The following is a 14,626-nucleotide window of genomic DNA, read 5'->3' as shown; positions in this document are numbered from 1 at the left end:
TTCCCCTCGATGGCCGGTCCGTTGCCGGCCATTCGAGGGAACTTTGTGCAATGCGAAGAAAGAAAGCAAGCCGAAACCCCGGCAGCGCGATTGCTGCCGGCTTTCCTTTGCGCCGTGTCGCATTTCTCAGACCGGCGGAGGGTTGATGCGGGCAAAGCCTTCCTGCCTGTAATAGGGGAAATGCGGGTAGGGCGCCATCGTTGCGCTGACTTCGTCGAGGCGTGCCACCTGATCGGCGGAGAGCGACCAGCCGGCAGCGCCAAGGTTCTGCCGGAGCTGTTCTTCATTGCGGGCGCCGATGATGACGCTCGAAACGGTCGGCCGCTGCAGAAGCCAGTTGATGGCAATCTGTGGCACCGTCCTGCCGGTTTCCTCCGCCAAGGCATCGAGCACATCGACGATGTCGTAGAGCTTGTCATCGTCGACCGGCGGTCCGAACGTTGCGGTGTCATGCAGCCGGCTCCCGGCCGGCCACGGCTCGCCGCGGCGGATCTTGCCGGTCAGCCGACCCCAACCGAGCGGACTCCAGACGAGCGCCCCGACACCCTGATCGAGGCCGAGCGGCATCAGTTCCCACTCGTAGTCGCGGCCAACCAGCGAATAATAGACCTGGTTTGCGACGTAGCGGGGATAGCCGTATCTCTCGGCGAGCGCGAGCGATTTCATCAATTGCCAGCCGGAGAAATTGGAGACGCCGACATAGCGGAGCTTGCCGGCGCGCACCAAGTCGTCGAGCGTCGACAGCACCTCCTCGATCGGCGTTCCGGCGTCGAAAGCGTGCAATTGCATCAGGTCGATATAGTCGGTCCCGAGGCGCTTCAGCGCCGCGTCGACACCATCGATGAGACGCGAGCGGGATGAGCCGGCGTCGTTCGGGCCGTCACCCATCGGAAGTGACATCTTGGTGGAAAGGATCACCTTTCCGCGGCGGCCTTTGATCGCCGCGCCGAGTACCTCCTCCGAGGCGCCATCCGAGTAGACGTCCGCCGTGTCGAAGAGGTTGACGCCCGCTTCGAGGCAGATGTCGACGAGCCGGCGCGCTTCCGCGTCGTCCGTCGTGCCCCAGGCGCCGAAGAGCGGACCCTTGCCGCCGAACGTGCCCGCGCCGAAACTCAGCGCCGGAACCTTCAAACCGGACGAGCCAAGCCGTCGATACTCCATTTTGCAACTCCTCTGTTGTCTCAACACCTATTGAGACATGAACATGGCGTTGCTTGCTTTTTGGAGCTAGACTTTAGTTCGGAATATCATTTGTGAGTTGAAGTCATATGTCGCGACTCTCGGTCAATCGTTCGGGGGAAATGGAAGTGTTCGCCAAGGCGGTCGAGCTTGGCGGCTTCTCGTCGGCAGCGCGCCACTTTCGTATGACGCCTTCGGCGGTCAGCAAACTCGTGCTCCGGCTCGAGGATCGGCTCGGCGTCCGCCTCGTCAACCGGTCCACGCGGCGGCTGCAACTGACGCCGGAGGGCTGTGCCTTCTACGAGCGCACCGCCCGCATTTTGGCCGACATCGAGGAGGCCGAACGCTGTGCCGTCGGCGGCGAAATGCCGACGGGCCGGGTCCGGGTGAATGTCAGCGCGTCTTTCGCAACCCATGTCCTGATGCCACTCCTGCCGGATTTCCAGGAGCGCTTCCCTGCCGTCGCGCTCGACATCGTCCAGACCGATGCGGTGGTCGACCTGATGGAGGCGCGAGCCGATATTGCCATCCGATCAGGGCCTTTGAAGAGTTCGGCGCTGGTTGCCCGCAAGCTCGGCGCCACGCGAATGGTGATCGTGGCGGCTCCCTCCTATCTCGACCGGTACGGGACGCCCTCGAACATCGAAGAACTCAAGGCTCATAACCGGCTAGGCTTCTGCTACGCGCGCGCCATCGACGGCTGGTCGATCCAAGCAGGCGGAGAAACGGTCGTCCTGCCGGCTTCCGGAACGCTGCAGGTGAGCGATGGCGAGGGGCTACGCCATCTCGCCCTTGTTGGCACCGGGTTGGCTCGGCTTGCAGAATTCACGGTTCGCACCGACATTCGCGCCGGACGGCTCGTTCCCGTTCTGGAAGATCTGAATCCCGGCGATCTGGAAGAAATCCATGCCGTGTTCCTCGGCCAGGGTGGCGCGCTTCCCGCGCGAGTCCGTGCCGTCCTCGATTTTCTTGCCAGGCATGCCCGCGTGACGCCGGAGCCGGTTCAGCGGAGGAGCGATCGGCGGGTCAGCGTCGAGACGGTTACAGCGTGACCTCCCAGACGGGCAGGCTATGCCGAGAGCATCGAGCGAGGGGCACTCGCGCCCCTCGCTCATAAGGAAAGTCACGTGTCGACTAGAGCATCCCGCTTTCAGGCGGAATCACCGAAAGCGGATAAGATGCTCTAGAATCAAAGTGCTAGAGCGTCCTTTGCGCGTTGGTTTGAACGCACGGCGCTCCAGGCCCGCGCGTCCGAAACTGCGCCGTCACCGTTTCGGCGCGACGAGGGCGAAAAGGGCGCCCTGCGGATCTATGCATTGGACGATCCAGGCGCCGCCGGGCACTTCCATAGGCTCCAGGACGATCTTCGCGCCGCCGGATTTTGCTCGCTCGATCGCGGCGTCCAGTGCCTCGACGTTGAAATAATAGAGCCAATAGGGAGCTGGAATGTCTTTCGGCTTGGTCATCATGCCGCCGATCTGCGTGCCGTTCCACGAGAAGATCTGGTAAGTGCCCATATCGCCCATGTCCATGGCCTGGTCCTTGGTCCAGCCGAACAGGTTGGAATAGAAGGCGAAGGCGGTATCGAGATCGCCCGCCATCAGTTCGTGCCAGCCGACGTTTCCAGGCGCCATCTGCTCAAGGGCCTGGGGCGCCTCGCTTGTGCCCTTGAACAGCGCGAACACGGCACCATGCGGATCGGTGACGATGGCAAAGCGGCCGACGCCAGGGATGTCATCCGGAGCGCGGTGGACGTTGCCGCCGTCTGCGGCGACTTTGGCGGCGGCCGCGTCCACGTCATCGACCGCGACGTAGCCGAGCCACGCCGGCGGGATATTCATCTCGAGCGCGCCCTCGGGCATCGTCATCAATCCTGCCACCTGCTGACCACCCATGGAGAACAGCGTATATTCCATGCCCGGCATGCCGGCATCGCTGCCGCTCCAGCCAATCACGTTCTCGTAAAAAGTCTGGGCGGCCTTCGTGTCGGTCGTCATCAGTTCGTACCAGACGAATTTCCCATGCTGACCCGTCATTGTCTTTCCTCCGGTTTTTGTTGGGGGATTGCACTGCCATTCACGGCAGCGGAACGGTGGTTTGCTAGCCGTCGACTACGCCGCGTCGCGTTCATACGAATTCACGCAACGCGCTTCACAACCTTGTTTTCACGCATGTTGTTATCCTAAAACGCTGCACAGTCTTGGGCGACATGCATCAGCGTCGGCGGTATTCCGCGGCCATGATCTCCTTCCAGTTCCCGTCTTCGGTCTGGACACGGGCGGTCAGCCTGCGATGGTCGGCGTCGATGAGGGTTATCACGTCCTGATATCTGGCGGACCTGCCAGGTCTGTCGAAATCCGGCCCCTCACAGTTGAGCGTCAGTGTCTTGCCGTCGTCTTCGAGTACGCCGTCATAGATCCACATATGCGTCATCATGGAGCCGACCCAGGTGCCGACATAGCGGCTGGTCTGAGGATTGAAGCCGAGAGTCATCAATGATTGGCCGATGCGGCCGTCCGGCATCGTGCCTTGTCCTTCGCAGACGAACCAGAGACCCTGCATCGAACGCACGTTTTCCGTCCATGGCGCCTGCGATTGGCCGGTGTCGGTTGAAGGTTGCGACATGACTTCCCATTCACCGAGCAGCTGTTCCAGCCAGCGGTGCTCCTCCTGCGGTTCCGCCTTCATTGATCCCTCCATGGCGAGACGCGGCGTTCCGACCTGGAACTCCGCGAAACGTAGCAACGCGCGGGAATGCCGATTGGTTCCTCGGTCGTATCAAGGTCAGGCGCTTTGCCTGGGTTCTTCTTCGTATTCGTCGTGGCGTCGGACGAAATCCATGATCGTGCCTTCATTGCGGCCCTTGGGTGCCCGATCGAGCAGCATGAAGGTGCCGACCAGTTCCTCCAGGCCGCGGGCATAGGTGGAATAGGTATGGTAGACGGTTCCGTCCTCGTCCTTGTAGAAGGCGCTGAGGCCCGGAAGTTCTTCATAGGCATCGCCGCTGTCGATCTCGCTGAAATTGTAGATCACCTTCTCGCCTGCGAGTTCGGCGAGTGTGAAGGACACATGGAAGTCGCGGTTGAAGTCGTTGCCCCAGGCGGAAACCCAGGGGAAATGCCAGCCCATCCGCTTGCGATAGGCTTCGATCTTGGCGAGCGGCGCATTCGAAGCCGCGATCAGTGTGACGTCGTGATGGTTTAGATGCGGCAGCATGCCGGCAAAGTGGTCGGCGAGAAACGAGCAGCTTGGACAGCCCGCTTCCCAGTTCGCTCCAAGCATGAAGTGATAGACGACGAGCTGACTGCGCCCGCCGAAAAGTTCCGGCAACGTCTTGGGGCCGGCAAGGGTTTCGAAGACATAGGACTTGTCCATCCTCACCCAGGGCAGAGCCTGGCGCTCGGCATTGATCCGGTCTCGAAGATGAGTGTGCTCCTTTTCCAGGGCGAGAAGCGATTTGCGCGCCTTCAGCCACTCCTCACGTGACACGACGGCATGGTCCGGTCTCATGCTCTTTCCTCCTCACGAAATGTAGCACTTGACTAATTACGTTGATATCAACATTACTCAACCATGTCAAAGTCGCCGCCGATACCATTTTCCACCACCCTTTTCGTGAAGGATACCTGTCTGTGCCTGCACGTGCAGCGCGCCGCCCGCGCGCTTGCCCGTCAGTTCGACGAGGCGTTGAGACCGCTCGACATAACCAACGGCCAGTTCTCACTGATGATGTCGCTCAACCGGTCGGAACCGCCGAGCATGAGCGCGGTGGCGTCCCTGCTTGCCATGGACCGGACGACGCTGACGGCGGCGCTGAAGCCGCTCGAGCGCCGCGGCCTCGTCGAAGTTTTTGTCGACTCGACCGACCGGCGCCTCAGGCGCCTGAGGCTGACGGCGGAGGGCGGGCGGTTGCTCGCGGAAGCCGTGCCGATCTGGAAGGATACGCATGAAGCGGTCGACAGGCGCCTCGGTGAAGGCGGCGCGGACCGTTTGCGCTCCGATCTTCTGGCGCTCACCTGACCGCTGGCTGGCTGGTCTGGTGGCTTGCCCCTTATCGCGCGCTGGCGCGAACTTATCCCCCCGCATGCGAGAGAAGGGACAACGCCGTACGGCCGCCTTGCCCGGCGAAAGCCGTGGATAATAAGAATGGCTTTCCGCCGAAGATCGTGCTGATCTCGGCAGCGCCGTGTCGTCGTGCGGTACGACATTGCGGCTGTTCAGGCGGAGGAACGATGATGAAGACGACCTACAAGGGGAGCTGCCACTGCGGACGGATTCGTTACGAGGTCGATGCTGATCTCGAGGCCGGGACCAGCCGTTGCAATTGTTCGTACTGCTCGAAAACGCGCTATTGGGGCGCGAACGTGAAGCCTGAGGATTTCCGGCTGATGTGCGAAGAGGCCGGCATCGGAGACTATCAGTTCGCTACGATGAGCGGTCATCACCGGTTCTGCACGACTTGCGGCGTGGCGCCCTATGGCCACGGATATGTCGAGCAGATCGGCGGCGCCTTCGTCTCCATCAACATTGCATGCCTCGACGATGTCGATCCGGCCGTGCTTGCGGCCCTGCCGATCCAGTACATGGACGGGCTGCACAACAACTGGTGGAACGCGCCCGCCGAGACTCGTTACATGTGATTCAAGCGGCTCGCAACGAAAAGGCTCCCGCCGCGACGGGGGCCTTCTTGCGTTTGCGAGTTGCGCCGATCACCGGTCGCCGAGATCGCGGACGGCGCCCCGATCGGCAGAGGTCGCAAAGGCGGCATAGGCTTTGAGCGCCGTCGTCACCTTGCGCTTGCGCTGCTCGGCCGGCTTCCAGCCCTTGGCGTCCTGCTCGGAGCGGCGAGCGGCAAGCTCGGTTTCGTCGACGCGCAAGCTGATCGTGCGGTTCGGGATGTCGATGTCGATCATGTCGCCCTCGCGCACGAGGCCGATGGTGCCGCCATTTGCCGCTTCCGGCGAAACGTGGCCGATGGAGAGGCCAGAGGTACCGCCGGAGAAACGGCCATCGGTGATCAGCGCGCAAGCCTTGCCAAGGCCCTTCGACTTCAGATAGCTCGTCGGATAGAGCATTTCCTGCATGCCCGGGCCGCCCTTCGGCCCCTCATAACGGATGACCACCACGTCGCCCGCCTTGATCTCGTTGGCGAGAATCGCCTTGACGGAGGCGTCCTGGCTCTCGAAGACCCGCGCAGGGCCGGAAAACTTCAGGATGCTCTCGTCGACGCCCGCCGTTTTGACGATGCAGCCGTCGAGCGCGATGTTGCCCTTGAGCACGGCGAGGCCGCCATCCTTCGAGAAAGGGTGCTCGACCGAGCGGATGACGCCCTTCTCGCGGTCGGTGTCGAGATCCTCCCAGCGCGCGTCCTGGCTGAACGCGACCTGGGTCGGAATGCCGCCGGGAGCCGCGCGGTAGAAATCGCGGACGGTTTCGCTCGAGGTGCGGGTGATGTCCCAGCGGTCGATGGCGTCGCCGAGCGTTTCGCTGTGCACGGTCACGCAGTCGCGGTTGATGAGGCCGCCTTTGTCGAGTTCGCCGAGAATAGACATGATGCCGCCGGCGCGGTGCACGTCTTCCATGTGCACGTCGGCTTTCGCGGGCGCAACCTTCGACAGGCACGGCACCTTGCGCGACAGCCGGTCGATGTCGTCCATGGTGAAATCGATCTCGCCCTCGTAGGCGGCGGCGAGAATATGCAGCACGGTGTTGGTCGAGCCGCCCATGGCGATGTCGAGCGCCATTGCATTCTCGAAGGCCTGCTTGGAGGCGATCGCGCGCGGCAGGACGCGCCCGTCTTCCTGTTCGTAGTAGCGGCGTGCGAGATCGACCACCAGATGGCCGGCCTCGACGAAGAGGCGCTTGCGGTCGGCATGGGTGGCGAGCGTCGAACCGTTGCCGGGGAGCGAAAGGCCGAGCGCCTCTGTCAGACAGTTCATCGAGTTCGCCGTGAACATGCCGGAGCAGGAGCCGCAGGTCGGGCAGGCCGAACGCTCGATAACCTTGACGTCTTCATCGGAAACGTTGTCATCGGCGGCCGCGACCATGGCGTCGACCAGATCGAGCGCGTGCTTCTTGCCGTGCAGCACGACCTTGCCCGCTTCCATCGGACCGCCGGAGACGAAGACGGCCGGGATGTTGAGGCGCAGCGCCGCCATCAGCATGCCGGGGGTGATCTTGTCGCAGTTGGAGATGCAGACCATGGCATCGGCGCAATGGGCGTTGACCATGTATTCGACGCTGTCGGCAATGATCTCGCGCGAGGGCAGCGAATAGAGCATGCCGTCATGGCCCATGGCGATGCCGTCGTCGACGGCGATCGTGTTGAATTCCTTGGCGACGCCGCCGGCCGCCTCGATCTCGCGGGCGACAAGCTGGCCAAGATCCTTGAGATGCACATGACCCGGCACGAATTGGGTAAACGAGTTCACCACCGCAATAATCGGTTTGCCGAAGTCGCTGTCCTTCATGCCCGTCGCGCGCCAGAGGCCGCGGGCGCCGGCCATGTTGCGGCCGTGGGTGGTGGTGCGGGAGCGATAGGCAGGCATGAACGTGTTCCCTTCACGGACGAAAGTCATTGCGCGTATATGGCGATCCTGGAGCGCCGGTGCAGGGTACTAGCGCAAAATTGCGCGCGCGTCATCTTTTGCGTCAGATTATTTCCGCGGACCTGATGCGTTTGCCAGGGGTCGCCGCGCATTGCCGTGCGGCTTATCCCGCGTTTGCTTGCCAAGCCAATGCAACAAGTCCATTGTCATCGGGCATTCATGCCCGAGTGGCCGGGGCTTCTCCTGGGCATGGCGGACTTTCTCGAGGGTTCGTTCGAGATGAATTGTCACGAATGCGGTTACGAAATTGAGAGCGGTTTTGCGTTTTGCCCGAAGTGCGGTGCGAAACAGCAGATCCTGTGTTCCGGCTGCGGCTATTCCTGTCCGCCACATTTCGCTTTTTGCCCGCAATGCGGCACCCAGGTCAGTGCTTCGGCGCCCTCCGGGGCCCGATCCGTCCCGTTGCCGCGGCCTCAAGTCTCCGGGACGGCTTCACCGGTAGTTTCGCCGGCACGTTCGAGCGTGGATAGCGGCGCCGATCGTCGCACGGTCACGATCGTCTTTGCCGATCTCTGCAGCTTCACCGCCCTCGGCGAACAGGTCGATCCGGAGACTTTGCAGGCGCTGCAGAACGAACTCTTCGAGGAACTGACGGAGGCAGTCGAAGCATTCGGAGGGTTTGTCGACAAGTTCATCGGCGACGCGCTGCTCGCCCTCTTCGGTGCGCCGGTGGCGCATGAGGACGATCCGGAACGGGCGCTTCGTGCCGCGCAGGAAATGGTACGTCGGGCGGCGCAGGTGGGCGAACGCTGGCGGAAACGGATCGGCCTGCCGCTGAACCTCCATATCGGCGTCAATACCGGGCCTGTCGTCGCCGGCGCTTTCGGTGCGGGCGACAGCAAATCCTATTCGGTCACGGGAGATACGGTGAACACCGCGCAGCGCTTGCAATCGATGGCCGGTCCGGACGAAATACTTGTCGGGCCGGTGACGCACCGCCTCACCCGGCATGCCTTTGCCTATGAGACGCTTGGGGCGGTCGCCTTGCGGGGCAAGGCGGGCAGCGTACACGTTCATCGTCTGACCGGGGCGCTCGAGGTGCCACGCGCGGCGCGGGGGCTTGATGCGCTCGGGCTGAGCGCGCCGCTCATCGGGCGTGACAAGGAAATCGGCCGCTTGCGCGACTGTCTTGCGCTGGCCTGCAGCGGCACGGCGCAACTGGTGCGACTTACCGGCGAAGCCGGCATCGGCAAGTCGCGCCTCGTCAACGATTTTCTCGCCGGCCTTGCCGGAGACGCATTGTTCGCACACGTCGTTGTGCGGCGGGCGGGATGTTCTCCACTGGGCGAGCCCTCCTACGGAACGCTCGCGAAGGTTCTGCGCAGCGCCTACGGCATCTCTTCGACCGACACACCGGAGCAGACGCAGGAGGCCCTATCGCTCGGCCTCGCGGAAATCGGCTTTCCCCCCGCCGAAATCGAACAGCTCATGCCGCTCTTCTTTCATATTCTCGGCATCGGCGATCGCGATGGAATGCTGCAGCACATCGCTCCGGAACAGGTTAGGCGACAGCTGTTCTCCGCCATCCGGACCATCTTGGAGCGGCGACTCGACCAGGCGCCGCTGCTTCTCGTCATAGAGGACCTGCACTGGGCAGACTCGGCGTCGCTGGAGGCGCTCCGTTTCGCGCTGGACAGGCTGGATCGCCGGCCGCTGATGCTCTTGACGACGCAGCGCCCAAATGCCGGTGCTGACCGGCTCGCGCCCGGCCGCACCAGCCTTACTGCCTTGCGCCTCGGACCCCTATCCGCGCCCGATGGCCAACGGCTCCTCTCGGCCTTGTTCGGGGAGGGCGGCCTGCCCAAGGAATTGTGTGAGCGGATCCTGCGTCGGGCCGGTGGCAACCCGCTGTTCGTTGAGGAGATTGTCCGCAGCCTGATCGACCTGGACATGCTCAGGCGCGACGGTTCCCGTTGGCACGTGGCCGCCAGTGAAGCGACGGTCGACATTCCGATCGGCATTGAGGCGATGTTGCTCGCGAGAATTGACCGATTGCCGCAGGAGGTGCGCCGGCTGGTCCACTGCGCCGCGGTTATCGGCCCGAGCTTCGAGGCGCACCTGCTAAAGAGCATCGCCGTCGCGCCGGCCAACGTGGACCAGGGTCTGGAACTGCTTTGCGACACGGAAATCATAGAAGAGTCGGGGAGCGAGCGATCGTCGCAGACCTATCGTTTCATGCAGTCGCTGCTTCACGAGGTCGTCTACAACAACCTGCTCGTGAAGCGTCGCGCGGAAATTCATGCGGCCATCGCCGAGGCGCTGGAGCGTCGCTACGGCGAGGACCCGCAGCGCTTCGAGGAACTGGCGCTGCTCGGCCATCACTTCAGCCAATCGAAAGACCGGAGCAAGAGCGCACGCTATCTGATGGCGGCCGGCGATCGGGCGCGCCAGCTCTGCGCCAACGAGGATGCCATCCGCTACTACCGGCAGGCCATGGCGGCCCTTGCGGCCCTGGGCGAAGAAAGGCCGGAATGGTTCGTGGCCCGCGAGCGCGTCGCGGATCTCCTGGGCCCGGCCGGTGAGCGCGGTGCCGCGGAGGAGCATTATCGCGCACTGCTCGCCTGCGAACGCGTCTCGGCCGACCCGGTCGCCTCCGCGCGGATCCTTCGCAAGCTCGGCCATCTCCTCTGGGAGGCCGGCAATCGCGAACAGGCCCAGGCGAATTTCACCGAAGCCGCCGCACTCCTCGCAAGGGTGGATGCGCCAGTGGAGAGCGCTTCGCTTCTGCAGGAGCGCGGACATCTTGCATTCCGCATGGGCGACTATCTTGCTGCTTCGGAGTGGGCGGACGAAGCGTTGAGCCGGGTCAAGGACCTGGGGCTCGACGCCGGTGACGAGATGTGGCGCGAGGCAGCCTTGGTTACGGCCGAGGCATTGAACACCAAGGGCGTGGCGCTGGCGCGACGCGGCCGCCGGCGCGAGGCGATCGCCGCGGTTGAGGAGAGTGTTGCCGTCGCCGAGGCGGCCACCCTGATGCAGGCGGCCTGCCGCGGATACACGAACCTCGGCGTGCTCTACACGATCGTCGATCCCAAGCTCGCGATCGATGTCTGCCGACGCGGCCTGAACATGGCGCGGCGTGCCGGCGATCTCGGCTTTGAGGCACGGCTGCTAGCCAATCTCGCCGTCGCCTACTGTACCTTCACCGACCGATGTGCGGCCGATGGAGTGCCGGCTGCTGAGAAGGCGATCGAAATCGACCGCGCTCTCGATCAGCGCGATCATCTGCCGGTTTCCCTGCTTGTGCTCGGGCAGATATACCAATGCCACGACCAGCCGCACGACGCCCGCCGCCTTTACGGCGAGGCGCTCGATCTCGCGGCCGAAACGGGCGAAGCACAGCTCCTGTTTCCATGCTATGATGGCCTTGGAGCGCTCTGCCTCGACGCGGGAGATCTGGACGAGGCCGAGCGCTATTTTACACTGGCTCGAGACATCTGCGTGCGTCACGATCTTGATCCTGAAGCATTGGTGATATTGCCGTTTCTCGACTAAGGCATCGCGCTTCCAGATGAAGCCTGTCGGTCCGAGACAGCGGGCCTGGACTCAAGGGTTACCGCGATCGGTTGCCGCGAAGATGTCTGGCGCTGTACCGTCGCGGGAGGAGAGCAATCATGGTCGAATATCGCAGCACACGGCCATTGCAGCCCGGCGATCGTGCGCCGAACGTCGTGCTCGACGCGATCACGAGGGAAGGCAAGATCGCCATTGACGATTTTCGTGGTCGCAAGCCGGTCTTGGTCGGCCTGTTTCGAGGCCTGCATTGTCCGTTTTGCCGCCGGCACATTGCCGCCATGGCGCAGCTCAAGGGGGCGTTGAACGAAAAGGGCGTCGAAAGCCTGACGGTTGTGAATACACCGATCGACCGGGCGCGGCTCTACTTCCGCTACCACCCCCTGCCTAACCTGCTCGCCGCGGCCGATCCGGAACGGATTTCGCATCGCGCTTTCGGTCTGCCGAATCTGGAGTTCACCGAAAACGAGGATGATTGGCCGCACAAGCTTGGCATGCCGACGGTAACGGCGATGCGCATCGACATGCCCGGCGAATTGCCCGAACCGATGAACCCGATCGTCGCCTCGGAATATCTCGACAAGACGGATGACTATGAGATCACGGATGACGATAGCCGGATGATCGCGACCGGCATGGGCCAGCTCGTCGGACAATTCCTGCTCGACAGGGATGGGGTGGTGCGCTGGTGTTTCACCGAAGCGACCCCGGACGGCAGCAATATGTTCCGTGCTCCGGCACCGGAGGAGGTGATGTCGGCCGCATCGCGGGTGGCGCATTGAACCGAAATTCCGGAGCAGAATTTTGCTACGGGAATCCCAAAGCGGTGACAGAAGGGACTATTCGCGTCGCTCTACAGCGCCGCGCGTCTTAGGCGCGCAAAGGACGCTGTAGCACTTTGAATGGCTCATGTTTCCTTGAATCATATTCGATTTGAGGAAACATGAGCAGGACTCCCGCACGCCCACGGCGGCAGTTGGGGACTTTCGTCATTCATAAGCGATTGGAGATATGTTCCGGAGAACCTGTTCAGCAACGGTCGTCGGACCTTTAACCCTTCGAGGTAGGACTTAAGTCCATGGATCGAAGTTGTCCGCGCGCCTAAACTGCCTGTGTTTTTCAGCGACGATGAAGCTTTTTTTTGCGGATTTGCCGACTTTCCGGCCTGTGCAGATAGCATGGGCCGGCTTTGTTGTGTGGGCCGCCATTGTGGCGTTGCAAGTGACGCCGGTGAACTCCAACCAGGCATCGTCAGTCACCCAATTCTCTTTCCGGTCCCTGACCAGTGCAGCGTCGAAGGTCTTCGGAAAAGCAGCCGGCAAGGGCGCTATGCAAAAAGGCCTCGCGATTTCTCGAAAGGCCTTTTAAATCAGAAACTTGGATGGTGGGCGTGACAAGGATCGAACTTGTGACCCCTACGATGTCAACGTAGTGCTCTCCCGCTGAGCTACACGCCCATCCGATGCGGCGCATAGACCACAAAACCCTCGTCCGCGTCAATAGGCTTTTAGAAGGTTTTTTGACAGAATTTTAGACGGCGTTCTCGAGTGGCGTTTCTGGTGGTTAAGTGGATCGCGCGGCGCCTCGTGTGCGCGACCCTCCCGGTAAGTCATTGAAATGAAAAGGCTGTGGCCGATCCGTGTTGATCTGCCACAGCCTCGAAGCAGTGTGCGTCGCCCGCGCAGAAGTTTGGCGGGCGTTTGTGATTTTCGTCCTGTCAGCGAGCCGGGATTTCCGAGTCCGTCAGGCCGCCAGCATCTTGTTGACCTCGTTTACGAGGTCGCGCAGGTGGAAGGGCTTGGAGAGGACCTTGGCATCCTTCGGCGCCTTCGAATCGGGGTTTAGGGCCACCGCGGCAAAGCCGGTGATGAACATCACCTTCAGGTCCGGGTCGAGTTCGGTCGCGCGGCGGGCGAGCTCGATGCCGTCCATCTCCGGCATGACGATATCGGTCAGCAGAAGCGAAAAGGGTTCTTCGCGAAGCCGGTCGTAGGCGCTGGCGCCGTTGTCGTAGGACAGGACCTTATAGCCAGCCTTTTCCAGCGCCTTCACGAGGAAGCGGCGCATGTCGTTGTCGTCTTCGGCAAGGAGGATTTTCGCAGTCATGAATTCGGCCGTGGCTTCTTCTTTTCAATGCTTGTGGAGTGCGGCAGCTCAGCAAACCGCAACATGGTAAATATCTGGTGAACAGGGCAGATCAAGCCCTGACACCAGCAAGACGTCACTATGGACACAGAGGCGACCAACTGGCAACATGATCTAAACAGCAAGATCCGGACATGGTAAAAAGGGTTGCGATGGGGGAAGTGGTCGAGCGGGAATTTTTCGAGGTACTGGAGCCCGCAAGTCAGCGGATTCCCTTTGTGTTCAATTCCCCGCATAGCGGCCGGTCCTACCCACTGTCCTTTCTGAGTCAGTCTCGGCTTGACGCGCATTCGATCCGCCGTTCGGAAGATCACTTCGTCGATGAGCTGTTTCAAAATGCCACCTTTCTAGGGGCCCCGCTGCTTCGCGCCCATTTCCCGCGCGCCTTTCTCGATGTCAACCGTGAACCCTACGAACTCGATCCGCGCATGTTCGAAGGGCAGCTGCCGCCGCATGCCAACATAAGCTCGATGCGGGTCGCCGGCGGGCTCGGTACCGTGCCGCGCCTTGTCGCCGAAAATATGGAAATTTATCGCAACCGGTTTCCGGTCGAGGAAGCGCTGACACGCATCGAGTCGATCTACAAGCCCTATCACGCGACGCTCAGGAAACTGATCGCCCGCACACATGTCCAATTCGGGATGTCCGTGCTGATCGATTGCCACTCGATGCCGGGCAATGTTCACCTTCCGGGCAGCGGCCAACGGCCGGACTTCATCGTCGGCGATCGTTACGGAACGAGCGCGGCGGGAGAATTGTCCCGCACCGCCGTCAACCTGCTCGAGCAGCTCGGCTACGTAGTCGCCCGCAACAAGCCCTATGCCGGCGGCTTCATCACCGAACATTATGGCCGGCCGACGCGCGGACTGCATGCGCTGCAGATCGAAATCAACCGCAGCCTCTATGTCGACGAAACGACCCTCGCCAAGAAGCCGGGATTTGCCGCGCTGACGGCCGATCTTACGACGTTCATCGCCGCGCTTGCACAACATGTTGAGGAATATGGTGCCTATCTGCCGCTCGCAGCAGAATAGCGCTTGCAACCGTCACTCAAAAAGAACCGCGCCAGCGGCGCGGTCAAGTCTAGGGAGGAAACACCCAAGGAGGGTATTTGCAGCCACAAGTGACTGCTCAAAGACTCTAATGTTGCGCTGCACAAATGTCAAGTTGTGGGGGCCAAA

General features: G+C 62.1%; 12 protein-coding genes and 1 tRNA gene. 6 read left to right on the top strand and 7 right to left on the bottom strand.

What is annotated here, in order from left to right:
* Window positions 1-126: 126 nt before the first annotated feature.
* On the bottom strand, window positions 127-1,161 hold the full coding sequence (locus QN219_RS11240) for an aldo/keto reductase (protein ID WP_283999738.1): 1,035 nt from the start codon (window positions 1,159-1,161) through the stop codon (window positions 127-129).
* Between the two features lie 107 nt (window positions 1,162-1,268).
* Between QN219_RS11240 and QN219_RS11235 the strand changes: the two genes are divergently transcribed.
* Window positions 1,269-2,231, top strand: coding sequence for a LysR family transcriptional regulator (locus QN219_RS11235; RefSeq protein WP_283999736.1), 963 nt, complete (start codon window positions 1,269-1,271; stop codon window positions 2,229-2,231).
* 213 nt (window positions 2,232-2,444) lie between these two features.
* Here the strand turns inward: QN219_RS11235 and QN219_RS11230 are convergent, their stop codons facing one another.
* From QN219_RS11230 to QN219_RS11220, 3 genes are all read right to left on the bottom strand, one after another.
* Window positions 2,445-3,215 (bottom strand): VOC family protein, encoded by a 771-nt coding sequence (locus QN219_RS11230; protein ID WP_283999735.1) that lies wholly within the window; start codon window positions 3,213-3,215, stop codon window positions 2,445-2,447.
* 178 nt (window positions 3,216-3,393) lie between these two features.
* Window positions 3,394-3,867 (bottom strand): DUF1579 domain-containing protein, encoded by a 474-nt coding sequence (locus QN219_RS11225; RefSeq protein WP_283999733.1) that lies wholly within the window; start codon window positions 3,865-3,867, stop codon window positions 3,394-3,396.
* A 96-nt stretch (window positions 3,868-3,963) separates the two neighbouring features.
* On the bottom strand, window positions 3,964-4,689 hold the full coding sequence (locus QN219_RS11220; RefSeq protein ID WP_283999731.1) for a thioredoxin family protein: 726 nt from the start codon (window positions 4,687-4,689) through the stop codon (window positions 3,964-3,966).
* A 63-nt stretch (window positions 4,690-4,752) separates the two neighbouring features.
* On the opposite strand from QN219_RS11220, the gene QN219_RS11215 reads away from it, so the two are divergent.
* Both QN219_RS11215 and QN219_RS11210 read left to right on the top strand, forming a co-directional pair.
* Window positions 4,753-5,199 carry a MarR family winged helix-turn-helix transcriptional regulator gene (locus QN219_RS11215; protein ID WP_283999729.1) on the top strand — a complete coding sequence of 149 codons (447 nt, stop codon included), beginning with the start codon at window positions 4,753-4,755 and terminating at the stop codon, window positions 5,197-5,199.
* Window positions 5,200-5,414: 215 nt separating this feature from the next.
* Window positions 5,415-5,819, top strand: coding sequence for a GFA family protein (locus QN219_RS11210; protein ID WP_173510137.1), 405 nt, complete (start codon window positions 5,415-5,417; stop codon window positions 5,817-5,819).
* A gap of 69 nt (window positions 5,820-5,888) precedes the next feature.
* Here QN219_RS11210 and ilvD read toward each other — a convergent pair whose 3' ends face one another.
* The gene (gene ilvD, locus QN219_RS11205) at window positions 5,889-7,727 is read right to left on the bottom strand and encodes a dihydroxy-acid dehydratase (RefSeq protein ID WP_283999727.1); all 1,839 of its coding nucleotides are present in this window, start codon (window positions 7,725-7,727) and stop codon (window positions 5,889-5,891) included.
* A 279-nt stretch (window positions 7,728-8,006) separates the two neighbouring features.
* Here ilvD and QN219_RS11200 point away from each other — a divergent pair, with 279 nt between their 5' ends.
* On the top strand, window positions 8,007-11,282 hold the full coding sequence (locus tag QN219_RS11200; protein WP_283999953.1) for an adenylate/guanylate cyclase domain-containing protein: 3,276 nt from the start codon (window positions 8,007-8,009) through the stop codon (window positions 11,280-11,282).
* A gap of 119 nt (window positions 11,283-11,401) precedes the next feature.
* Window positions 11,402-12,082, top strand: coding sequence for a peroxiredoxin-like family protein (locus QN219_RS11195; protein WP_283999725.1), 681 nt, complete (start codon window positions 11,402-11,404; stop codon window positions 12,080-12,082).
* Window positions 12,083-12,682: 600 nt separating this feature from the next.
* On the opposite strand, the gene QN219_RS11190 is transcribed toward QN219_RS11195, so the two are convergent.
* Window positions 12,683-12,757: transfer RNA gene (locus QN219_RS11190), tRNA-Val, on the bottom strand.
* Between the two features lie 286 nt (window positions 12,758-13,043).
* Window positions 13,044-13,406, bottom strand: coding sequence for a response regulator CpdR1 (cpdR1, locus tag QN219_RS11185; protein ID WP_003531148.1), 363 nt, complete (start codon window positions 13,404-13,406; stop codon window positions 13,044-13,046).
* Between the two features lie 191 nt (window positions 13,407-13,597).
* Here cpdR1 and QN219_RS11180 point away from each other — a divergent pair, with 191 nt between their 5' ends.
* Window positions 13,598-14,479: an N-formylglutamate amidohydrolase gene (locus QN219_RS11180; RefSeq protein WP_283999951.1), complete on the top strand. Its 882-nt coding sequence runs from the start codon at window positions 13,598-13,600 to the stop codon at window positions 14,477-14,479.
* The last annotated feature ends 147 nt before the right edge of the window (window positions 14,480-14,626 follow it).

The sequence above is a fragment of the Sinorhizobium sp. 8-89 genome (genome assembly GCF_030124325.1).
Classification (GTDB): domain Bacteria; phylum Pseudomonadota; class Alphaproteobacteria; order Rhizobiales; family Rhizobiaceae; genus Sinorhizobium.
This window is presented reverse-complemented; position numbering and strand designations above follow the sequence as displayed.